This window comes from Arthrobacter sp. TMT4-20 (genome assembly GCF_054510775.1).
In genome coordinates, this window is record NZ_JBTNDW010000001.1 from 131,820 (window position 1) to 151,608 (window position 19,789).

General features: G+C 64.8%; 19 protein-coding genes. 5 read left to right on the forward strand and 14 right to left on the reverse strand.

Features of this window, described 5'->3' with window-relative positions; genetic code table 11:
* Positions 1 to 109: 109 nt before the first annotated feature.
* On the forward strand, positions 110 to 562 hold the full coding sequence (locus tag ACX80Z_RS00590; RefSeq protein WP_459314581.1) for a PGPGW domain-containing protein: 453 nt from the start codon (positions 110 to 112) through the stop codon (positions 560 to 562).
* A 27-nt stretch (positions 563 to 589) separates the two neighbouring features.
* Here the strand turns inward: ACX80Z_RS00590 and ACX80Z_RS00595 are convergent, their stop codons facing one another.
* The 5 genes from ACX80Z_RS00595 to ACX80Z_RS00615 form a co-directional block, all read right to left on the reverse strand.
* Positions 590 to 1,486 (reverse strand): DNA-formamidopyrimidine glycosylase family protein, encoded by an 897-nt coding sequence (locus tag ACX80Z_RS00595; protein WP_459304916.1) that lies wholly within the window; start codon positions 1,484 to 1,486, stop codon positions 590 to 592.
* Between the two features lie 92 nt (positions 1,487 to 1,578).
* The gene (locus ACX80Z_RS00600; protein ID WP_019481222.1) at positions 1,579 to 2,910 is read right to left on the reverse strand and encodes an MFS transporter; all 1,332 of its coding nucleotides are present in this window, start codon (positions 2,908 to 2,910) and stop codon (positions 1,579 to 1,581) included.
* 150 nt (positions 2,911 to 3,060) lie between these two features.
* Positions 3,061 to 4,515 carry a 4-hydroxyphenylacetate 3-monooxygenase, oxygenase component gene (hpaB, locus tag ACX80Z_RS00605; protein ID WP_459314582.1) on the reverse strand — a complete coding sequence of 485 codons (1,455 nt, stop codon included), beginning with the start codon at positions 4,513 to 4,515 and terminating at the stop codon, positions 3,061 to 3,063.
* 60 nt (positions 4,516 to 4,575) lie between these two features.
* Positions 4,576 to 4,797 carry a flavin reductase family protein gene (locus ACX80Z_RS00610; RefSeq protein ID WP_459314584.1) on the reverse strand — a complete coding sequence of 74 codons (222 nt, stop codon included), beginning with the start codon at positions 4,795 to 4,797 and terminating at the stop codon, positions 4,576 to 4,578.
* On the reverse strand, positions 4,733 to 5,128 hold the full coding sequence (locus ACX80Z_RS00615) for a flavin reductase family protein (RefSeq protein WP_459314586.1): 396 nt from the start codon (positions 5,126 to 5,128) through the stop codon (positions 4,733 to 4,735). Before ACX80Z_RS00615 ends, ACX80Z_RS00610 begins: the two co-directional genes overlap by 65 nt.
* 132 nt (positions 5,129 to 5,260) lie before the next feature.
* On the opposite strand from ACX80Z_RS00615, the gene ACX80Z_RS00620 reads away from it, so the two are divergent.
* Entirely contained in the window at positions 5,261 to 5,986 is a 726-nt protein-coding gene (locus ACX80Z_RS00620; protein ID WP_459314587.1) for an IclR family transcriptional regulator, read from the forward strand.
* Between the two features lie 72 nt (positions 5,987 to 6,058).
* Here the strand turns inward: ACX80Z_RS00620 and ACX80Z_RS00625 are convergent, their stop codons facing one another.
* From ACX80Z_RS00625 to ACX80Z_RS00640, 4 genes are all read right to left on the reverse strand, one after another.
* Positions 6,059 to 7,333, reverse strand: coding sequence for an MFS transporter (locus ACX80Z_RS00625; RefSeq protein ID WP_459314589.1), 1,275 nt, complete (start codon positions 7,331 to 7,333; stop codon positions 6,059 to 6,061).
* 78 nt (positions 7,334 to 7,411) lie between these two features.
* Positions 7,412 to 10,663 (reverse strand): AAA family ATPase, encoded by a 3,252-nt coding sequence (locus tag ACX80Z_RS00630; protein WP_459314591.1) that lies wholly within the window; start codon positions 10,661 to 10,663, stop codon positions 7,412 to 7,414.
* Positions 10,660 to 11,826: an exonuclease SbcCD subunit D gene (locus ACX80Z_RS00635; RefSeq protein WP_459304478.1), complete on the reverse strand. Its 1,167-nt coding sequence runs from the start codon at positions 11,824 to 11,826 to the stop codon at positions 10,660 to 10,662. The genes ACX80Z_RS00630 and ACX80Z_RS00635 overlap by 4 nt, the downstream gene beginning before the upstream one ends.
* A 75-nt stretch (positions 11,827 to 11,901) precedes the next feature.
* Positions 11,902 to 12,936: an aquaporin gene (locus ACX80Z_RS00640; RefSeq protein ID WP_116778632.1), complete on the reverse strand. Its 1,035-nt coding sequence runs from the start codon at positions 12,934 to 12,936 to the stop codon at positions 11,902 to 11,904.
* 181 nt (positions 12,937 to 13,117) lie between these two features.
* Between ACX80Z_RS00640 and ACX80Z_RS00645 the strand changes: the two genes are divergently transcribed.
* Positions 13,118 to 14,170 carry an ADP-ribosylglycohydrolase family protein gene (locus tag ACX80Z_RS00645; RefSeq protein WP_459314592.1) on the forward strand — a complete coding sequence of 351 codons (1,053 nt, stop codon included), beginning with the start codon at positions 13,118 to 13,120 and terminating at the stop codon, positions 14,168 to 14,170.
* A 66-nt stretch (positions 14,171 to 14,236) separates the two neighbouring features.
* Positions 14,237 to 15,157: an SDR family NAD(P)-dependent oxidoreductase gene (locus ACX80Z_RS00650; protein WP_035747476.1), complete on the forward strand. Its 921-nt coding sequence runs from the start codon at positions 14,237 to 14,239 to the stop codon at positions 15,155 to 15,157.
* A gap of 40 nt (positions 15,158 to 15,197) precedes the next feature.
* Here the strand turns inward: ACX80Z_RS00650 and ACX80Z_RS00655 are convergent, their stop codons facing one another.
* On the reverse strand, positions 15,198 to 16,196 hold the full coding sequence (locus tag ACX80Z_RS00655; protein WP_024476306.1) for a 3'-5' exonuclease: 999 nt from the start codon (positions 16,194 to 16,196) through the stop codon (positions 15,198 to 15,200).
* A gap of 90 nt (positions 16,197 to 16,286) precedes the next feature.
* Between ACX80Z_RS00655 and ACX80Z_RS00660 the strand changes: the two genes are divergently transcribed.
* On the forward strand, positions 16,287 to 16,883 hold the full coding sequence (locus tag ACX80Z_RS00660) for an HAD family hydrolase (RefSeq protein ID WP_019481211.1): 597 nt from the start codon (positions 16,287 to 16,289) through the stop codon (positions 16,881 to 16,883).
* A gap of 1 nt (position 16,884) precedes the next feature.
* Here ACX80Z_RS00660 and ACX80Z_RS00665 read toward each other — a convergent pair whose 3' ends face one another.
* From ACX80Z_RS00665 to ACX80Z_RS00680, 4 genes are all read right to left on the reverse strand, one after another.
* Positions 16,885 to 17,571 (reverse strand): hypothetical protein, encoded by a 687-nt coding sequence (locus ACX80Z_RS00665; RefSeq protein WP_459314594.1) that lies wholly within the window; start codon positions 17,569 to 17,571, stop codon positions 16,885 to 16,887.
* The gene (locus tag ACX80Z_RS00670; protein WP_019481209.1) at positions 17,568 to 18,488 is read right to left on the reverse strand and encodes an ABC transporter ATP-binding protein; all 921 of its coding nucleotides are present in this window, start codon (positions 18,486 to 18,488) and stop codon (positions 17,568 to 17,570) included. The genes ACX80Z_RS00665 and ACX80Z_RS00670 overlap by 4 nt, the downstream gene beginning before the upstream one ends.
* The gene (locus ACX80Z_RS00675; RefSeq protein WP_019481208.1) at positions 18,485 to 18,859 is read right to left on the reverse strand and encodes a GntR family transcriptional regulator; all 375 of its coding nucleotides are present in this window, start codon (positions 18,857 to 18,859) and stop codon (positions 18,485 to 18,487) included. Before ACX80Z_RS00675 ends, ACX80Z_RS00670 begins: the two co-directional genes overlap by 4 nt.
* Before the next feature lie 228 nt (positions 18,860 to 19,087).
* The gene (locus tag ACX80Z_RS00680; RefSeq protein WP_459314595.1) at positions 19,088 to 19,771 is read right to left on the reverse strand and encodes a DedA family protein; all 684 of its coding nucleotides are present in this window, start codon (positions 19,769 to 19,771) and stop codon (positions 19,088 to 19,090) included.
* Between the last annotated feature and the right edge of the window lie 18 nt (positions 19,772 to 19,789).

Sequence of the window (19,789 nt, forward strand, 5' to 3'; positions counted from 1 at the left end):
GTTCAACTCGTCCTGTCATCCTAGCGAGTCCCGGTGGCGCTGACTCATCGAATGGCCCAGGGCTCGCTCCTGGGCGCCGGCGCCGGACCGAATATGGCAAGCTAATCAAATGATGAAGGCGGACCGCGTGCACCCCTGGATACGGCGAGTCGCCATTGAAGTGGGCGGGTGGACACTGGTGGTGCTTGGTATTGCCGGGTTGGTCCTCCCCGGTCCGGGCCTGCTATTGGTCGCTTCCGGACTGGCAGTGCTTTCCTTCCGCTATCCCTGGGCGGAACGGCTCTTGCACCCGGTGATGGCGCGGGCCATGCAGGCGGCCGAGCTGGGCATGCTGACCTGGCCGCGCATTGTGCTCAGTGTGCTGGGCGCGCTGACGCTCATGGCCACGGGAGTGATCTGGGGGTTACAACCCGATGTCCCCGGCTGGTGGCCGCTGGAAGACCGGTGGTGGCTGCCGGGCGGCTGGGTCACCGGTGGCACCATGATCGGCTCAGGCATCATTGCGTTGGGCCTGATTGTTTACAGTTACCGACGGTTCAGGCCCGGTCGGTCAGAACGCTAGACGCACGGCACCGGCCAGGTGCGCTGGCTACTTCAGGAACTTCGAGGTACGCCGGTCGGCCAGCGGTTTGCCGCCGGTCTGGCAGGTGGGACAGTACTGCAGCGAGGAATCCGCGAAGGAAACTTCGCGCACCGTATCACCGCAGACCGGGCACGCCTCGCCCGTGCGGGCATGTACGCGCAGTGACTGCCGTTTGGTGTCCTTGAGTTCCTTGGCGGGCCGCCCGGACGCAGCCTCGATCGCTGTCCTCAGCAGGTGGTGCATGGTGGTGTGGAGGGTGGCGACGGCGTCGTCGTCGAGCTTGTTGGCCAGGGCAAACGGCGAGAGCCGTGCCGCGTGCAGGATTTCATCGCTGTAGGCGTTGCCAATTCCCGCGATCTTTGACTGATCCCTCAGCAGCCCCTTGATCTGGCCAGCGTGGGCGTGTAGCAGGGGCTTGAATCCCGCCAGGTCCAACTCAAGCGCATCCGGTCCCAGCCTGGCGATCCCGGGAACCTCCTCAGGGCTCTCGACCACGTAGGCGGCCAGCGACTTGCGGGTCCCAGCCTCGGTCAGGTCGAAGCCCGGCTCACCCCCGGGTCCAGGTTCGGTGCCAGCGTCCGCGAACCGGACCCGCAGCGCGATTAGCCCCTTGCCCGGCTTCAGGCGTGCCGTGCTGAGACTGTCGGACCATCTGAGCCACCCGGCGCGGGCCAGATGCATCACCAGGAATAGCCCGCCGATCTCCAGCACCAGGAATTTGCCACGCCGGTCAACTGATTGAACCTGCAGCCCAGCCAGGGACTGCACGGGTACCTTGGCCGTCTTCAGCACCGAAAAGGACGCCACCTCAAGACCGGCGACGACGGCGGGCGGACCGTCCTCGGGGATGAGTTTCCGCCGAAGGAAATCAACGAGTCCCTGCACCTCAGGCATCTCTGGCATGGACCTAGGTTAACACTGCTGCACAACGGACGGGGCCGGAAGCAGCGGGAGGTCTCCCGCCGCTTCCGGCCCCGTTGATGCAGTATGACGCGCTAGTGGTGAGACACGCCCAGCGGTGCGCCCTTGGTCTCCTTGACCAGGCTGACGCCGATGAAGGAAATCACACACAGCACCATGATGTAGATCGCCACGGAACCCGACCATTCGTACGCCTCAAGGAGCGCCTGCGCCACTGTGGCAGCGAACGCTCCGCCGAGGATTGCGCCGAGGGCGTAGCCGATCGAGATGCCCGAGTACCGCACCTGGGCGGGGAACATTTCGGCGTACATGGCCGACATGGGGCCGTAGGACAGACCCAACCCAATGGTCAGGACGAACAGGGCCACCCCGTAGAGCACGATGTCGCCGGTGTCGATCAGCATGAACATCGGGATCATCCAGACGAAGACCCAGGCATAGCCGATCTGGAAGGTCCGGACCCGGCCAATCTTGTCGGAGAGCCAGCCTCCCACCATGGTGAAAATCAGCCAGCCGAAGGAGGCCAGCACTGTTGCCAGCAGCACCTCCTGGATGGGAAGTTCCAGACGCCCAGTGGCATACGAGATGAAGAAGGCAATCAGGAGGTACCCGGCGGCGTTGTTACCGATGAAGATGGCAGCCGACAGGAGCACGTTCTTGGTGTGGTTCCGGAACAGTTCACGAAGCGGCGCCTTGCTTTCCGCCTTGCGCTGCGCCATCTCCTTGAACACTGGGCTCTCGGCGACCGAGCGGCGGATCAGGTATCCCACCACGATCAGGACCACCGACAGCAGGAACGGAATCCGCCAGCCCCAGGCCAGGAACTCATCTTCGGTCAGAACCGTCCGCAGCAGCAACAGGAGGCTGGTCGCGAGGATCATCCCGATGGGGACACCGATCTGCGGGTAGGCCCCGAAGAGTCCGCGCCGGTGTACGGGTGCGTGCTCCACGGCCATGAGTGCTGCACCGCCCCATTCACCGCCGGCGGAGAAGCCCTGGATGATGCGGAACAGGATCAGCAGGATGGGTGCCCAGATGCCGATCTGCGCGTAGGTCGGCAGGAGGCCGATCAGAGCGGTCGCCCCACCCATCAGGAGCAGGGTCATCACCAGCACGGCCTTGCGGCCAATCCGGTCACCGAGGTGACCCGCGACGATCGCGCCGAGCGGACGGAAGAGGAAGCTGATGCCGATCAGGGCGAACGACAGGATCTGAGCCAGGCCGGGGTTCGAATCCGACAGGGGTGTCAGGAAGAGCCCGGCCAGGACTGTCGCAGTCAGCTGGGCGAAAATGAAAAAGTCGTACCACTCGATGGTGGTGCCGACCAGGGTCCCCGCCAGAACCTTGCGTTCCTCGCGGGTCACGCGTTGTTTGGGCTGGCCAACGCTGGTGGAAGAAGACGTCATTGTGTACTCCAGGGTGGGACGGACTATTTACTGACAGAACGTTCGGTTTGTGACGCTGATCATACTACCCCGGGATGGCCTAATGCACGCTCCCCGGCGACGACTTGCCGGAAGACCTGCCGGGAAGCCTGTCGAAATGCGGCGGCGCGCCTAGTCGGTACGAGCCAGGAACTCGCGCACCCGCGCCTGGACAGGGGCAGTGTCATAGCTTTTGACCAGCGCCCCGGCCATCCGAACCGGGTCGCCAAAGAAGAAATACTCATACAGGGCCTGACGACCCGAGAAACCGGAGATTGACGCGTCATGGGCCAGCTTGAATAGCCGCACCCGTTCGGGTCCGGTGAGCGTTTTGGTCTGGAGATACCGTTCGATATCCGGCAGCGCCGCACTGGCCAGATCAGCCTCGCCCGGGAGCGCCATCAGGCCGCTGGCGGATAATTTGCGGATAATCTGGGGGAAGCGCTGGGCCACCTTCGGATACCAGTTGCGTGCCGCGTTGAGTGTGGCCCACTTCGGCAACATCACGCCGTCGTCGTTCAGTGTGGCATCGACCTCGGACGCCCGCAGCAGGGCTTTGCCGATTTCGACCGTCTGGATGAGCTCGGCGAGATCCTCCTGGATGTGCTGGAATCCGCCGATACCGATGGACTCCGACAACTCCGCTGCCAGGCCGAGGAAGAACTCGCTCTTGGCTATGGTCCGCGTGACCACCTGGTGGGTCATCAGCGCCCCGGCGCCGGTTTCGGAGTAGAAGCCGTTGCAGAGGTCGGGGTGCCCGAGCATGAAGATGCGCTCGTTCGGCACGAACACGTTGTCGAATATGACGACGGCGTCCATTTCCTCGAACCGCGAAGCCAGCGGCTCGTCGTGGATCGACCCACCATTGTGGAGGGGGGTCCGGCACAGGTACCTCAGACCCTCAGCGTCGTTGGGGAGCGCGAACGCGAAGGAATACGGCGCATCCTCGGGGGTTCCGCGCAACAGGGTGGACGGGAAGACAAGCAGTTCATCGGCGATGGGGGCGTTGGTAGCGAGCATGCGGGCACCGTTGATAATGATTCCGTCGTCGCGTTCCTCGGTGATGCGGGCCGACAGGTGACCACCCAGCTGCTCCGATCCCGACACCGACCGATTGACCTGCGGCGGAATCAGCGTGTGGGTGGTGAGGAGATCATTCTCCCGGCAGAACTCGTAGTACCGGCGAATGTTCTCGCCGAACATGGGGTCCGCCTGGGCAAACCAGTGTTCGGCCGCGCTCAGCGCGGTCAGGCACCCATTCATGTAATCCCCGGTGCGGCCCAGGAAACCCTGCGAATATTCGGCCCAACAGGCCGTCGCCGCACGACGCCGTTCCAGGTCCGCGACCGTGCGCGGCACGAGGAAGGAGGCGTTGACCCGGTCACCGCTCGACGGCGATGGGTACGTCAGCCGGTCCGCATACTCGGGATCGTGCTGCAGATCGAATAGCCGGGCGTAGGACCGCGCCACATTACTGAACGCAGGGTGATCGGCGATGTTTTCGCTGACCACCTGACCATCGATGACCACGTGCGGTCGCATGGAATTCAATGTGTCCAGGTACTGCGTGCCGGATCGGATGCCCATTGTTCTTCAGTCCTCGAGGAAGTCGTGCGGTTCAGCTGCCTGGGGTTTTGGTGGACCCGGTCAGAGTAGGTCTTCCATCCCCAGCTGGTCTTCCGGGATGGTCGTGAAGCTACTGTTGGCGTACGCCAGGGCATCACCCTTGCGGTAGTTGAAATCCTGCACCTCGCCGAGGTACAGGGTGTGGTCGCCGCCGTCGTACGCTGCCCACGGGGTGCACTCAAAGTAGGCCAGGACGTTCCCCAGACGTGGCGCACCTTCCCCCCCCGACCCAGAGCGGCTCATCAACGGGTCGCCCGGCGAAGTGCAGGGCCAGTTGGCGCTGCTCAGCGCCGAGGATGTTGACGGTGAACGGTCTGCCGGCCAACTCGTCGTGGGCCGTGGTGCTGCGGGCGATACTCACCAGCACCAGCGGCGGATCCATTGACACCGAGGTAAAGGAATTGACGGTGATCCCATGACGCTTGGTGGCGCCGTCGAAGGTGACGATCGCGACGCCGGTCGCGAACCGGCCAAGGCTTCCCCTGAAGTGGTGGGCCCGCGGTACGTTCAGGGAGCGCCGACGTGCGGGTGCGCCGCTGCTGGCTGCACTCCCGTGCTGCGGTGAAGCGGTCATGGTCAAACTCCCTTGACGTGCCTGTACTAGCATTAAGGACAGCCTAGCTGTTCTATAGTTGAACAATTCATTCTGATAGTGAAATATTGGCGGAAGTGACGAAGACAACAGCCGCCCACCCGAGAGGACGCCATGGACAGTGTGCAGACCAGCGCTACGGTGGCACCGTCGTCACATTCCCAGACCCTCTCTCGGGGCATCCGTGCCCTGGAAATCCTGGCCGAAGCGCGCACCCCCCTGTCAATCGCCGAACTGTCCACGCAGCTTGGAGTGCACCGCTCCATCGCCTACCGCATCCTGCGGACCCTCGAAGACCACTCGCTGGTGGTGAGGGATGCTGCGGGTCGGGTGCAGGCGGGCCCCGGCCTCGCCGCGCTGGCCCGCGGCGTCGCGGGCGATCTGCAGTCGGCGGCGCTCCCCGAACTGACCCATTTGGCCAATAGCCTGGGCATGACCGCCTTCGTTGCCGTCCTGAACCAACATGACTGCGTCACGCTGGTCACGGTAGAGCCCCGGCACACCGGTGCCACCGTTGCCCAGCGCCCTGGCACCCGCCACTCGGTGAGCGCCGGAGCGCCTGGAATTGCCATCCAATCGGCAATGACTGAACAGGACTGGGCCCGTTTTGCCCCTGGCCAGCAGTACCGGGAAGCCGCGCGCACCGCGCAGCGCACCGGCTACGCGGTGAGCCACGATGAGGTGATTGAGGGCGTCTCCTCGGTAGCCGTACCGGTCCGCATCCCCGGTCAACCACCGGCAGCCGTAGCGCTGGTCTACATCCGCAGCCAGCACACTCCGGCGGAGCTTGGTGCTCAACTCGCGGATTGCGCGCGGACCATCGAACAACAGTTGCGCTGAGGCCACCCCCACCCCACCCGGGCCGAGGCGCGGGGTGCTGGGTGCAGGTACTGGGGTATGGGGTGCAGCGGGCTAGTCGGATTGATGCTGCCGGGGCACCGTCAATGAAACGACTCCCAGCACCAGCAGCGCACCAGCCGCAGCTACCGGAACCACGAAGGCAGAACTGAAGCCGTTCGCTTCCGCCAGGGTCCCGGCCACTGCGGCCCCGATCGCCGTCCCAGCGACAATTCCGCTGGCCAGCAGGGTCATGACCGTTCCCATCAGTTCCTTCGGGGCCACCAGGGAGCCGATACTGAAAATCGTGACCATCGTGGGTCCCACCGGGATACCCAGGACGAACAGCACCAGCAGCATCAGCGGGACCTCCTGCGGGATGAAGAGGAACAGGCTGAGCAGGCTCATCCCGCCAGCGGAGATGATCCAGCGAAACGACGCCGAGAATCGGGCTGACCAGTACGCCACCGACAGCGCCGCCGCCGCTGAGCTCAGACCCATCACGGCGTACAGCAGACCCGCCGACGTAGCAGCCCCGAACTCGCCGGCGAACGCGATCAGGGCCGTCTGCGTTGAGCCGAAGAAGGTACCCATTGCAACCATGCCAAGCACCGGGAGCGGAACCAGCAACCAAAACCGTCGGCTGCCGGGCTCCCTCCGGCGGGTGCTGGGCTCCCCCTCCCGGGCAGGGTGAGGACGCCGGTTTAGCGGCACCACGGCCTGGACCGTGGGGTGAATTGCGAACGCGCTCACCATGACGATGGTCAGCACGGCGGCGAGGGCCAGCGGCAGCCAGGGGGCAATCACACTCGCCAACAGGCCCACAAGTGCTGGCCCCAGAACGAAGGTCAGTTCATCCGCGGTGCTCTCGTAGGACAGCGCCGTATCCAGATCGCCCTGTTGGGTTCCGCGGGTCAGGGCGATCCACCGCACCCGGGCCAGTGGCCCGATCTGCGGGCAGGTCAATCCCATGCCGAAGGCTGCCCCGAGAATGAGTGCGGTGGAGGCCGCCGAAAAGTCAGGCACTGAGTAACTGGCCGTGACCACCAGGGCAATCGCCATAGTGTTCAGGACCGCCGAGACGAGCAGCACGGGCCGTTGCCCGGTGCGGTCGGCAAGGTACCCGAGAATAGGGGCTCCCAGCGCCGAACCGACGCCGACCGCTCCGGCGGCAAACCCTCCGGTTGCTACCGACCCGCTGGCCGCCGTAACCAGGGTCAGGGCCCCGACAGTCAACATGGCCAGGGGCAGCCGGGCGAAGAAGCCGATGGTGAGGAAAGAAGATCCGGCGAGGGCCGGGAGCCGGCCATAGCGTCCCAGCCGGCTAGCGGATACTGCGGGTAGTGTCATGGTGAGGGTCTTTCCGGATACAGCTGATTGCGCATCGTCCCCCCTCCCGATGCGCCCAACCCGGTGACAACCCTCAATTTACACCGTCTGCAGCCCATCCGTCTGATGCGGACCGGTGGGCTGATCGTCGATGGGCAGTTGGTCGATGGGCAGTTGGTCGACCGGTAACTGGTCGACAATCCGCAGGGTGGATCCGTTTCGTCCCTTGATCACCTGAAGCTGGGCGGTGATGCGCTGCTTGAGTTCGGCGACGTGGCTGACCAGCCCCACCATGCGGCCACCGTCCCGAAGCCCTTCCAGAGCATCCATGACCTGTTCCAGGGATTGGTCATCGAGACTACCGAAGCCCTCATCAACGAACAGTGTCTCGATCTCGATTCCCCCTGACTCGGCCTGAACGACGTCGGCCAGGCCGAGGGCGAGCGCCAGGGCCGCCATGAAGGATTCGCCGCCTGAGAGGGTTGCCGTGTCCCTCGTATTTCCGGTCCAGCCGTCGATGACGTTGAGTCCCAGGCCCGACTTCTTGTTGCCCGATAGCGCATCACTGTGCACGAGAGCATAGCGCCCATCAGACATGGCCAGCAGCCGTTCAGTCGCTGCATCCGCTACCTGCTCCAGGCGTGCAGCCAGCACGTAGGTGCCAAGACTCATCTTGTACGAGTTGTCTCCGCCTCCGGCCGCGGTGTCGGCCAAGGATTTCACGAGTTCATACTCGGTCCGCAGCGGCAGCACCAGCTTCTCCTGGCGGCCCATTTCGGCTGCATAGCGTTCAAGCTGTGCCGCCGACTCCTCGATCATCCGACGTTTGACCTCACTTTTCGCGGCGCGTGCAGCCGATTCACTCTCCGCCGCTGCCGCTGCTTCAAGCACTTCGCGGGTCACTGCCAGCAGACCGGCTGCCTCGTCCTGAAGTGCCCCGGCAATCTCCGGCAGGCCCTGATCAGCTTCCAGCCGGTGCGTGGTGCGCTGATAGCCGCTGAGGAACTGCTCGGCGCGCTGCAGCCCAGCCGACGGCAGCAGGGCCGCGCGCACCTCATCCGGGTCGTCGAATGACGAGTTCAACAGTCCCTCGGCCAGCGAGCCAAACGCCTGATCGTGGCCGTCGCGGGCACGGATCAGGCCCTGCAGGGCGTCCCGACAGGTGGCAATAGCTTCGTGTCCCGCCGACAGCTGAGTAATCCGTTCCGCCAGGGTGTCATACCCGTCGCGGAGCGTGACCAGCCGCCCCGTCACTTCCCCTCGCTGTTCCTCCAGCCCGGCAATCAGTGACCGCAGTTCAGCAAGTGAAGTTGTCAACCCGTTGTAGGTGGCAGTGAGGCTTTCTTCGCGTTCGGTCAACTCGACCAGCCGGGCCGTGACGCGCTCCAATGCCTGTCGTGCTGCGACTGCTTCCGCCAGCAGGCCAGTGTCCCGCGTGAGCTCCTCCTGCACGTCGGCAGCATCCCTGCCACCACCCTGCGCCTCCAACCTGGCGGCCTCCAGGACTGCCTCGTCCCGCACTCGTCGGATCCGGTCCAGCTCCTGCTCGGCGGCGTCCTGCTTTCGGTGTGCAGCCTCTTCCTGGTCGTGGGTGACCAGGGTGTCCAGATCGGCCGAGGCCGGCCGGGGATGGGACCGGCTGCCGCAGACCGGGCAGTCACTATCGTCGGTGAGCCGGTCAGCCAACTCGGCTGCAGCCTGTTCCAGGCGTTGCCGGAGGGTATCCAGCCAGTGACCCTTGAGCTCTAGGAAGCGCCGTTCGGCTGCCGTGTACTTCTCCTCCTCGCCCAGGACCCTGTCTCGCGCGGTCCCGAGGGCCGCGATCGTGGTCAGGAGCCGCTTGCCCTCTGCCACCCGCTCCCCCAGCGTCGATTCCTGGTTGACCTGACGCTCAAGCTCGCTACGCTCCGCACGGGCTTCGGCGGCCTCGGCGCGGACCTCCGCCTGGGCACCCGAGCAGTCCGCAAGGGCTGCCTCAATCCGTTCCTGCTCAGCCGCCGCCTTGGCGAGCCTGTGCTCCAGCGACTGCAGACGCTGTTCCTCCGGCAGTGCCGAGCGCAGCACCCCGAGGTCTGAGGTGGCACTGGTGCAGGCAGCATCGAGCACGCCGATCGTCTCGTCAAGGCTGGACCCCGCGCCGTCGACGCCGGCAGGGCTCACATCGACGCCGGCAGGGCTCACGTCGACGCCGTCGGCGGCGGTGATGGCGGAAATGACGTCGTCTGGATTGAGGCCGGGCACCAGGGATCCGGCCACCTCGGATTCGGCGATCCGGAGCGTTGCGACCTTCGCCCCGGCGGTGGCGTGGCTGAGCGTCCGCTCTGCCTGATCCAATGAGCGGAGGCCACCTTCCAGGATGCGGGCCTTCCGATCCCGTTCCACTGCAGCCTGAAACACTTCCGCATCCTCACGCTGGGCCAGATGCGCGGCCTCGTCAGCCCTGAACTTCGCCAGTGCACCCTGGCGCGCGTGGAGGGCCGACGTCTCCTGGTGTGCCTGTCGGAATGCAGCAAGCTCCAGCGAATCCTTGGTCGAAGTCTGGGTTGCGCTTTCCAGCGCACCCGCGAGACGCAACTGCAAGCCGCTGATGGTTTCCGGTCCGGCTTCCTGGGTTTCCGGAGCCGCGTCGGACCCAGGGGCGGAATCGGGGGCGGGGTCCGCCTCGCCCCCCATGAGAGCATGGCGCTCCACCTCATCCAGGGCCCGACGGAAGATGTGGGTCAACCCGGCTTCGGCGTCGGCGACCCGGCCGCCGAGCGCCCGGGCTCGTTCAGCGAGGACTTGCTCCACCTGCTCGAAACGGTCGGTGGAGAAGAGCCGCTGCAGCAGTTCCCGGCGGGATTTCGCATCGGAGCGAAGGAAAGCGGCGAACTCGCCCTGTGGCAGCATCACCACCCGGGTGAACTGCTCACGATTCATGCCGAGAAGGGTCTGGATCTCGTCGCCGGCTTCATCGTTTCGGGCGGATTTCTGGACCCATTCGCCGTCGACCTGCTCCCTCAGCAGGGTGCGGGCCGGCTCGGAGGTGGTCCCCTTGCCCCGCTTGGCCGGGCGATTCCATTGCGGATTGCGGATCACTTCCAACCGGCGACCGCCCACGCTGAACTCGCAGGTCACCTCGGGGGCCAGCGACTCGGGTGCGTGGTCGCTGCGGAGCCGCTTTGCACCCTGCCGGGCGCCGGGCACCGATCCATAGAGCGCGTAGCAAATCGCGTCGAGTACGCTCGATTTTCCGGCGCCCGTGGGACCGTTCAGGAGGAACAGACCGTGGGCACCCAACCTGTCGAAGTCGACCTGCTGGCGTTCAGCGAAGGGGCCGAACGCCTGAAGTTCCAGGCGGTGGATCCTCACCGTTCGACCTGTGCCGAACGGACTGTCTCAAGGGCGGAGGTGATGACAGCGCGTTCGCCATCGTTCGCTGGACGGGACCGGACGTGGTCAAAGAAGCCACAGCACACCTCCACATCATCAGTGGCCGTGGCGATGCGCTGGCTGTAGGTCTGCGCTGCGCGTTGCCGGTCACCGGCCGGTTCGAAGTTCAATACCAGGGTGGTGGGGAAGCGGCTCCGCAGGCGCTCCATAGCCTGGGCGGGCCGGTCAGCGTCGGTGAGGGTGATGTGGCAATAGGCGTTCTCGGCCCAGTCATGGCGCGGGTCCGCCAGCAGGTCCTCAAGTTCCCCAGTCAGGACCGCCAGCTCGCGGTACCCTGGCCAGTTAATTGCACTGACCTCACCCAGCCCGTCGGCGCTGATGTCCACCAGCCAGGCGCCCTTGGCCTGGTTGGCTTCCGAGAACGAATAGGGCAGGGGCGAACCGGAGTACCGCACATTGGGTGCCAATTGCTGCTGGCCATGAAGGTGCCCCAGGGCCGTGTAGTCGAAGGATTCAAAGAGATCGAGGGGCACGGCACCAACCCCACCCACGCTGAGATCGCGTTCGCTGGCCGAGGTGATACCGCCGCTGGCGAAGGTGTGCGCCATGACCAGGGACCGGACGGTCCCGGCCGCCCGGCGATGCGCCAGGTCCGAATGGACCCGGTCCAGGGCTGCCCTGGTCACGCTGGTGTGTGTCGGGGCCTCGGCTCCGAGCCCACCTGCGACCAGCCGCGGCTCGAGGTAGGGCAGGCCATAGACGGCCAGCTCGGCGCCGTCGTCGTCAAGGGGGAAAAGGACCGGCCGTGCAATGTCCTCAAGCCGGGTGCGTAAGTGCACTCCGCCGCGTTCCAGAATGCGACCGCCGAATCCCAGTCTGGTGGCGGAGTCGTGGTTTCCACTGGAAACCACCACCTGCGCTCCGGCCCCGGTGAGACGATCCAGCGCGTCGTCGAAGAGGCCGACGACGTCCACGCCGGGCAGTGCACGGTCGTAGACGTCGCCGGCGATCAGCACCACATCGACTTCATGCTCGCGAACAGATTTCTCGAGGTGGTCGATGAAAATCCGTTGCGCCTGAAGGGTACCCACACCGTGGAACGACCGTCCCAGGTGCCAATCGGATGTGTGCAGTAGCCTCATGATTCCAAGCTACCGGCCCCCACTGACATTCCTGCGGAGGGTTCCCGGCGGTGCGGACTTTGGCCGGGTTTTAGCCTACTTTTCGTCGCGGCGATCGTCGGATCCGTCGAAGAACGTCCGTGCCTCGTCGGTCCCGGCGGGACGGTCGACCTGACCATCCTCGGCCGTGTCACCGGTGCGTGCATGGCCCGCCGGGTAGCGGTCAGCCGACGTCACCCCGGTGGTCTGCGAGGGGGCGTTGACCCCGGTGGCTGCCGGGGCTGCGTCGTCGTCGGCAGGTGCGGCGACGGATCCGTCGGCCGGCCCAGCCACCCCGGCTTCACTCTTGCGTCCACCAAACAGCTCGGTGCTGCGGTAGATCAGTCCAGCGATCGCTGCGCCGAGCACCGGTGCTACCCAGAACAGCCACAGCTGCTCGATGGCCCAGCCTTCGGAGAAGATGGCGGCGGCGGTTGACCGGGCTGGGTTCAACGACCCGTTGGTGATGGGGAGCAGGAAGGTCAGCAGCGCGGCGTAGACCAGCCCGATGGCGAAGGGCCCACCGGCGTTGCGCAGCGCACCAGTGGCGGTGCGGGAGGTAGCCCCCAGCACGACGGCGACAAAGATCGCGGTGCCGACAACCTCGGCGAGGAGAGCGCTGCTCAGGGCGAACTGGGTGGGCGAATTGTCTGCGTAACCGTTGGCCGAGACGGCGAACAGGGCCTGGACGCTACCGGCAAACTGCTGGTTGGCGCTCAGGAGCAACCAAATAAATACTGCTGCGACAACGCCGCCGACCACCTGCGCCACAATGTAAGGCAGTACCGAGGCCCACGAGGTTTTACCTGCGATTGCCGAGCCGAGCGTGACCGCCGGGTTGAAGTGACCCCCCGACACATAGCCGAACGCGACCATCGCTCCGATCAGCGCCAGACCGAAGGCGAGAGTCGGCTGAACACCCGTCTGGGTGTTCAGGATGGTAACGCCCAGTCCCGCGAGGACCAGCAGGAACGAGCCTGCTGCTTCGGCGAGGGACCGGGCCACCAGTGGAAAGTCTTTGATCCCGGCAGCGCGCCCGGAGTGTTCCGGGTCCGCGTGCAGATCGTGGCTGGGCAGAGATGTCTGCGTCATGGTGAACGTATTCCTTCAAGCTGAATGGGAGAGTCGAGATGGGGGTCGACTCTATTGTCGGGACCGTACGATCCGGTCAGGCAAACCCGTCCAGCGTTCCACTTGTTGCTGGATGCCCGCTGTGAGCGGGCGACGCCGGTGGACGGGGCAGTAGCACCATACCCGACACTAGACTGTTGAGGTGCCTGTTGCCCCGACTTATTCCGACCGTGTTCATGGCTGCCTGCTGGGCGGTGCCCTCGGCGATGCCCTCGGCTATGCCGTCGAAGAACTCGACCTGCAATCCATCCGGACAGCCTACGGTCCACACGGTGTGACCTCCCCCGACGCTTTGCCGGACACGTTCCGGTTTTCCGACGATACCCAGCTCACGTTGTATACGGTCGACGGACTCGTTGATGCCATCCAATGGGCCAATGATGGAGTGGCGGCTGATGAGACCGCCTGCCTGTGGCTGGCCTACCTGCGGTGGCTGGCGACGCAGGGCGAGACGCCGTCGTCGTCGGCGCCTGCTCCCCCGCCCCGCTGGATCGATGCCCAGGAAGTCCTTCAGCACCGCCGCCGGCCCGGCGCGGCGTGCCTCAGCGCACTCCGCAGCGGAGACATGGGCACCCAGGCGCGGCCACTGAATCTTGACGCCAAAGGCTCCGGCACGGTGATGCGTTCCGCCCCGTTTGGGCTGGTGCCCCATATTCCTGTCGAGGTTGCCGATCGGCTGGCGATGAACGCCGCCGCACTGACCCACGGCCACCCCACGGCCCAGCACGGCGCTGCCGTGGTCGCCGTCCTGATCCACTCAATCGCCCGTGATGGCAAGCCTCTCGCTGAGGCGGTGGCTGCCGCCGTCTCCCGGGCAGCCGCTTCGGCGCTACCCGAGCTGGTCCGCCTCCTTGAGACCGCTGTCAAACTGGCCGACGACGGCGGTGTCTCGCCTGAGCTGATGACAGCAGCCCTCGGTGGTGGGTGGACAGCTGACGAAGCCCTGGCGATTGCCGTGTATGCGGTGCTGGCAACCGAGACGACCGCGGGAGTAGAGGACCACTTCCGCGCTGCGCTATGCCTCGCGGTCAATCACGACGGTGACAGCGACACGACGGGGTCGATCGCCGGCAACATCCTCGGCGCGCTCTACGGGGTGCAGGGGCTGCCCGCCGCGTGGGTGTCCTTGCTGGAGGGTGCCGAAACCGTCAGCGCGATGGCTCAGCTGTTGGTGGAAACCACCTCGACCGGCTGAGCCTTTCCCTGGGGCGATTCTGGGGGCGATTCTTGGGCTGGGCCCTGCTGTGCCTAGTCTTGGCTCATGGATAACTGGAGTCCCGCTCACCTGTCGGATCTGAGCGGCCGCACCGTGGTGGTCACCGGAGGGAACGCCGGGCTCGGCTATTTTGCCTGCGAGCAGCTGGCGGCGGCCGGGGCAACCGTGGTGATGGCGTCGCGCAATGAGCAGAAGGCCACAGCGGCCATTGCAGCGATCCGGCGCAGGGTTCCCGACGCAGACGTCCACTACCAGGAGCTCGATCTGGCCCGGCTCGACTCGGTACGGCAGGCCGTGGAAGTGCTCTCCTCACGGGGTCCCCTCGATGCGCTCCTGGCGAACGCCGGAGTTGTGGGCGCGGCCGGACGCCAGCACACGGCGGATGGTTTTGAGCTGCAGTTCGGCACCAACCACCTGGGACATTTTGCCCTCACAGCGGGCCTGCTGCCTGCCCTCACCGCTGCGCGCGGCCGGGTGGTTCATCTGGGCAGCATCAGCCACCGCTGGGTCCGGCTGAACACTGCCGACCTGATGCCAGCGAAGTACAACAATCCGCGCTCCTACGCGACGTCGAAGCTGGCTGTCATGACCTTCGGTTTCGAACTCGCTGCCCGGCTTCACCTGCTGGGGAGCCCGGTACAGAGCATCGTGGCCCATCCGGGTCTGGCCCTGGACATGCTCACTCCGCACCGACCCGGAATCGGTTTGAACGACACCCCACCCGCTGCACAGCGCCGCGTGCTGGCACCCGTCTCGCACGGCAAGGACACCGGGGCGTGGCCACTGGTTCGGGCGGTGGGTGATCCGGGCGTCGACAACGGCTCCTACTGCGGGCCGAGCGGCTGGTTCCAGTTACGGGGTCACCCGACGTCGGTGCCGGCGCATCCGCACGCCCGCGAGCGCAACACCGCTTCCCGGCTGATCGACGCGTCGGAGGAGCTCACCGGGGTCCAGCTGGCCCTGTAGAGCGGCTGGAACCGTAAGCAGGTCAGGGACCGTAGACCGGTCAGGGACTGTCGACGGGCCAGCGGCCCTCAGTCATCTGCAGGAACTCGGCTTCCGAGAGGACCTCGATCCGCTGGCCTCGCTCGTGGAGGTCGAGAACACGCCGGGCTTTGCCGGTGACGCGTCCATTGCGCAGATCCGAGGCCTCAAATCCGTCGCCCACCACCAATACTGTGGTGCGTTGGGTGACCGTGCTCGCTGGTTGGGCGCCGAGCCACGCGGCCCGTTCCTTGGCCTGCGGACGAGGCATGCCGAGCGTGCCGGTGAACACCACCGTCTGGCCGTACAGCGGGTTCGCCGGATCGGCTGCGCCATTCGCGGGCGGGTTCAAGCCCTCCTCGGGCCACCCGGAGGGGCCGGTCCGGGTAGCAACCGGGCCACGGGCCAGGGCACCGCGCGTCGCCTTCGAGACAGGGTTGATTCCCGGTACGTAGGCATCCTGGATCGAGAGTGGGAGCCGCTGCAGCGCGGCTAGTTCTGCCAGCGAGTCCGCACCGTTCATCCTGGCGATGTCGATCATGATGCCGGCACACGCCCTGGCATCCTCAACTGCATCATGGTGGTTGACCAGCGGGACTCCGGCCGCCTCGGCGACGAAGGGCAGCGAGTACGAGGGCAGCGAATAACTGCGCCGGGAGAGCACCACGGTGCAGGTGTAGTTGTAGGCCGGGCCCGCGATGTTGGAAACTTCCTGTCCCGACCTGATGACGCCCAGATCGAAGGCCGCGTTATGTGCCACCAGGACGTCGTCACCAATAAAAGCACCGATCTCCGGGAATAGGTCCCCAAACCGTGGCTGGGTCGCCACCATCTCCGGGGAAATGCCGTGGATCCGTACGTTGCGCCAGTCGAAATGGTCGTGCCCCGCGGGAGGGCGCATCAGCCAGTGGGCCTCGTCCACGATCCTGCCGTCCCGCACCTTGGTCAAGCCAACCGCGCAGGGCGAGCCACGGAACCCGTTTGCTGTCTCAAAGTCGATTGCTGTGAACTCAATTCCCACCGGGTCAACGCTACGGGTTGAACCGACGGATTTTACCTAACGTTCACCCGCGCGCCGGGAGATACCTGCCACAGTCCCCTACCCTGAGGTATGGGAAAGACACAGTGGTACCTGTTCGATTACGGCATGGTGATCTCCAATGCGCCCACACCCGAGGACTGGCTGAACCTCGAGGATGCTGCTGGCGTCCAGCTGATGGACCCCGGCTCGCCCTACTGGCAGCACCGGTTAGACTTCGATGCTGGCCGCAAGACCAGCGTCGAATACTGGTCGCTGGTCACCGGACGCGACGTCACTGAGAGCCGGACGGACCTGCTCGACACGCTGGATGCCAACCAGTGGTCCCACTTCAACCTGGAAACCCTCGATGTCCTCGAGGAACTCAGCAGCCAGGGTGCCCGGCTGGCGCTGCTCTCGAATATGCCTGCCCCGATGGTGGCCAGGTTTGAGCAGGCGTCCTGGACCGGGTACTTCACGAAGATGTACTTCAGTTCGGTGCTCCAGCTGGTGAAGCCGCAGCGGGAAATCTTCGAACACGTGCTGAGGGACCTTGGCGCCGAACCACATGAGGTCACCTTCGTTGATGATGCCCAGGTCAATGTCGCTGCCGCGCAGGAGCTGGGCATCGACGCTATGCTCCACCAGCCAGGCATCGACCTGCAGCGTGAGCTGTTCGCCCCACGCTGAGCTAGGGCACGGCCCGTCGCAGGGTGAGGTAGGACCCGCCCGCCAGCGCCAGGCCGACGACGGCGAGCCAGCCTGCGACGCTCAGCTGGGTCTGGCTGCTGAGGAACTGGCCCACCTGGCCCCAGAGTTCCTGGCGAGTGAGGTAGAAGACGAGGCCGACCAGCAGGACTGCAGTCCCGATCCCGGTGATCAGGAGTCCCGTGGTCTGCCACCGTTTGTAGATGGTCGCGGCCCAGAAGCCAACCAGGAACAGCACCATCATCGCCGTGAAGTAGAAGACCATCATCGGCAGGCCGGATCCTTCGGCAATCCAGTCAATCGCGAAGAATCTGCCGTTGAGTCCCCACCCGTCAGTTGCTATCTCGATCAGGCCGAGCACGTAATAGAGTGCCGTTGTCACTGCCGCAATGATCGAGAACAAGCCGAGGGTCCCGAGGAAGAAGGACTTGCGACTGATACTCAGTCCCTGCGAAAAGGGGAAGGTCAGGGTGAGCGACTGGATTCCCAGCGCCAGGAAGTACCACATGATGGCCTGGGAACCGCCCGAATATTTTGCTCCCTCATAGGGGATGAAGGACCAGATGACCCAGCTCAACCCGAAGGACGCAACGAGGATTACGGCCGGAATGCCGATAAAGGTCCATCTGTTGCTGAGCTGCATGCGCATGACATTGACTACACGACTCATTGTGATACCTCCAGCGAGTGGTTGTGCACGGCGTCCAGATCGCCGCTGGTCGCTGCCAGGGTTCGACGGATCACCAGCTGCTGCAGTGAGACCGGAGCGAGCTCCAGGCCCAGCTCTGCGGCCTCGCGTTTCTCCGTCGGCGTGAGCACGCCGACGGCAGTCACCGAGGCCAGTGAGGCGAAGTTGTCGGTGTGAAGAATTTCCCGGCCGGCAAGGAACGCCTTCACCACGGTTGCGGATCCGACCACCGTGAACGCCGAACCCCTGATGCTCTCGGCGTCGTCGTTCATGATGATGCGGCCTTTGTCGATCACGATCACGTGCTCCAGGAGATTCGCCACCTCATCGATCAGGTGGGAGGAGAGCACTACGGTCCGCGGGTGTAACGCGTAATCCTCGACGAGCCGGTCGTAGAACAGCTGCCTCGCCACGGCGTCCAGACCAAGGTAGGGCTCATCGAAGAACGTCAGCTCGGCGCGGGATGCCAGACCGATGATGACCCCGACGGCCGAGAGTTGCCCGCGGGAGAGCTTCTTGATCGATCGCTTGAGGGGCAACTGGAAATCCTCGACCAATCGGTTGGCAAGTGCCTGGTCCCAGTTGGTGAAAAACAACGCCGCCGACCGGAAGGCATGCTTGGGCGTGAACGCATCTGGATACTTTTGCGATTCACGGATGAAGCAGATGCGGCTCAGCACCCGTTCATTCTCGTAGGGACTCTCACCGAAGACGGCGACTGTCCCGGAGGTCTGGAAACCCTGCGCGGTGAGGATGGACATCAGGGTGGTTTTGCCTGCCCCGTTACGTCCGAGGAGGCCGTAAATTTTCCCGGGCTGCAGCGACAGGCTCACCCCGTCGAGCGCCGTGGAATTGCGGTAGGTCTTGATCAGATCATGTGTTTCGATAACGCTGCTCATGGTGTTCCCCCCGAAACTGATTCGCTGGAGCGGACCATTTCCGCCAGTTCGGAGGGGCTGATTCCCAGCTTCCGAGCCTCTACCGCCAGCGGGCGGACGTATTGGTCAAAGAATTGGTCCCGCCGGCGCTGCAGGAGCGCGGCGCGGGCACCGGTGGCAACAAACATTCCTATTCCCCGTTGCTTGTAGAGAATGCCCTCGTCCACGAGCCGGTTGACGCCCTTGGCGGCAGTCGCCGGGTTGATGCGATGGAAAGCGGCAAACTCGTTCGTGGATGGGACCTGCGCCTCTTCGGCCAGGGTTCCCTCGACAATCTCGTTTTCGATCTCTTCGGCTATCTGAAGGAAGATGGGCCTACTGTCGTCGATCATCTGGCCCCCCGGTGACCAGTCAGCTGGTCAATTGGTTAGTTACTGATGTAACTAACCATACAACCGGGGGCGGGCGATGCCAAGGCTTTTTTGGGACGGCTGTGGTGGGCACGGCGCCGTCGGGAACTCCTGCGCAGTTGGCGGGTGAAGCACGCCTCGAACCCGCCACTGCCGCTCGGGCGATTGGGGACACTCGCCACGGCTGCACAATCGGCAGGAGGCCGTGTGTCAGGCCGGGTCCCGCTCAGCCCGATTGCGGCGAATCTTCAGGATCCGGCTGACCACAAAGTAGCCAAGGAATACGACGACGGCGGCGATCACGATTTTCTGGAACACGTCCGCATAGGCTTCGACAACGTGCCAGTTTTCCCCGAGGTAGAAACCGGCCAGCACGAAGATGCAGTTCCAGATGAGGCTTCCTGCGGTGGTGAGGGCAATGAATATCCAGATCGACATCCGCTCGATGCCCGCCGGGATGGAGACCAGACTGCGAAACAGCGGAATCATCCGGCCGAAGAACACTGCCTTGTAGCCGTGGCGGTCGAACCAGGCCTCTACGCGGTCCACATCCTCCAGATCGACCAGTGGGACCCGGGACACGATGGCCCGCATCCGGTCGCGTCCCAGCCAGGCGCCCAGCAGGTACAGGATCAGCGCACCGACCACTGAGCCTGCGGTGGTCCAGAAGATGGCTTCGAACAGGGTGAAGCTACCCCGGCTTGCCGTGAAACCCGCCAGCGGCAGGATGACTTCACTGGGCAGTGGTGGAAAGAGGTTTTCCAGTGCGATCGCCAGACCGGCGCCGGGCGCGCCGATGGTTTCCATCATGGAAACAGCCCAATCGGAAATGCCGTCCAGCACCGACCCGCCGCCGGTCGGGGTGGTCGGTGCTGTCTGCGAGGAAATAGTCATATCCTGACCAATTTTGCC

Excerpts from the sequence above, each read along its gene's own strand:
- ACX80Z_RS00590 (WP_459314581.1), top strand. The coding sequence starts at position 110 with ATGATGAAGGCGGACCGCGTGCACCCCTGGATACGGCGAGTCGCCATT.
- ACX80Z_RS00595 (WP_459304916.1), bottom strand. The coding sequence starts at position 1,486 with ATGCCAGAGATGCCTGAGGTGCAGGGACTCGTTGATTTCCTTCGGCGG.
- ACX80Z_RS00600 (WP_019481222.1), bottom strand. The coding sequence starts at position 2,910 with ATGACGTCTTCTTCCACCAGCGTTGGCCAGCCCAAACAACGCGTGACC.
- hpaB (WP_459314582.1), bottom strand. The coding sequence starts at position 4,515 with ATGGGCATCCGATCCGGCACGCAGTACCTGGACACATTGAATTCCATG.
- ACX80Z_RS00610 (WP_459314584.1), bottom strand. The coding sequence starts at position 4,797 with ATGAGCCGCTCTGGGTCGGGGGGGGAAGGTGCGCCACGTCTGGGGAAC.
- ACX80Z_RS00615 (WP_459314586.1), bottom strand. The coding sequence starts at position 5,128 with ATGACCGCTTCACCGCAGCACGGGAGTGCAGCCAGCAGCGGCGCACCC.
- ACX80Z_RS00620 (WP_459314587.1), top strand. The coding sequence starts at position 5,261 with ATGGACAGTGTGCAGACCAGCGCTACGGTGGCACCGTCGTCACATTCC.
- ACX80Z_RS00625 (WP_459314589.1), bottom strand. The coding sequence starts at position 7,333 with ATGACACTACCCGCAGTATCCGCTAGCCGGCTGGGACGCTATGGCCGG.
- ACX80Z_RS00635 (WP_459304478.1), bottom strand. The coding sequence starts at position 11,826 with ATGAGGCTACTGCACACATCCGATTGGCACCTGGGACGGTCGTTCCAC.
- ACX80Z_RS00640 (WP_116778632.1), bottom strand. The coding sequence starts at position 12,936 with ATGACGCAGACATCTCTGCCCAGCCACGATCTGCACGCGGACCCGGAA.
- ACX80Z_RS00650 (WP_035747476.1), top strand. The coding sequence starts at position 14,237 with ATGGATAACTGGAGTCCCGCTCACCTGTCGGATCTGAGCGGCCGCACC.
- ACX80Z_RS00660 (WP_019481211.1), top strand. The coding sequence starts at position 16,287 with ATGGGAAAGACACAGTGGTACCTGTTCGATTACGGCATGGTGATCTCC.
- ACX80Z_RS00665 (WP_459314594.1), bottom strand. The coding sequence starts at position 17,571 with ATGAGTCGTGTAGTCAATGTCATGCGCATGCAGCTCAGCAACAGATGG.
- ACX80Z_RS00670 (WP_019481209.1), bottom strand. The coding sequence starts at position 18,488 with ATGAGCAGCGTTATCGAAACACATGATCTGATCAAGACCTACCGCAAT.
- ACX80Z_RS00675 (WP_019481208.1), bottom strand. The coding sequence starts at position 18,859 with ATGATCGACGACAGTAGGCCCATCTTCCTTCAGATAGCCGAAGAGATC.
- ACX80Z_RS00680 (WP_459314595.1), bottom strand. The coding sequence starts at position 19,771 with ATGACTATTTCCTCGCAGACAGCACCGACCACCCCGACCGGCGGCGGG.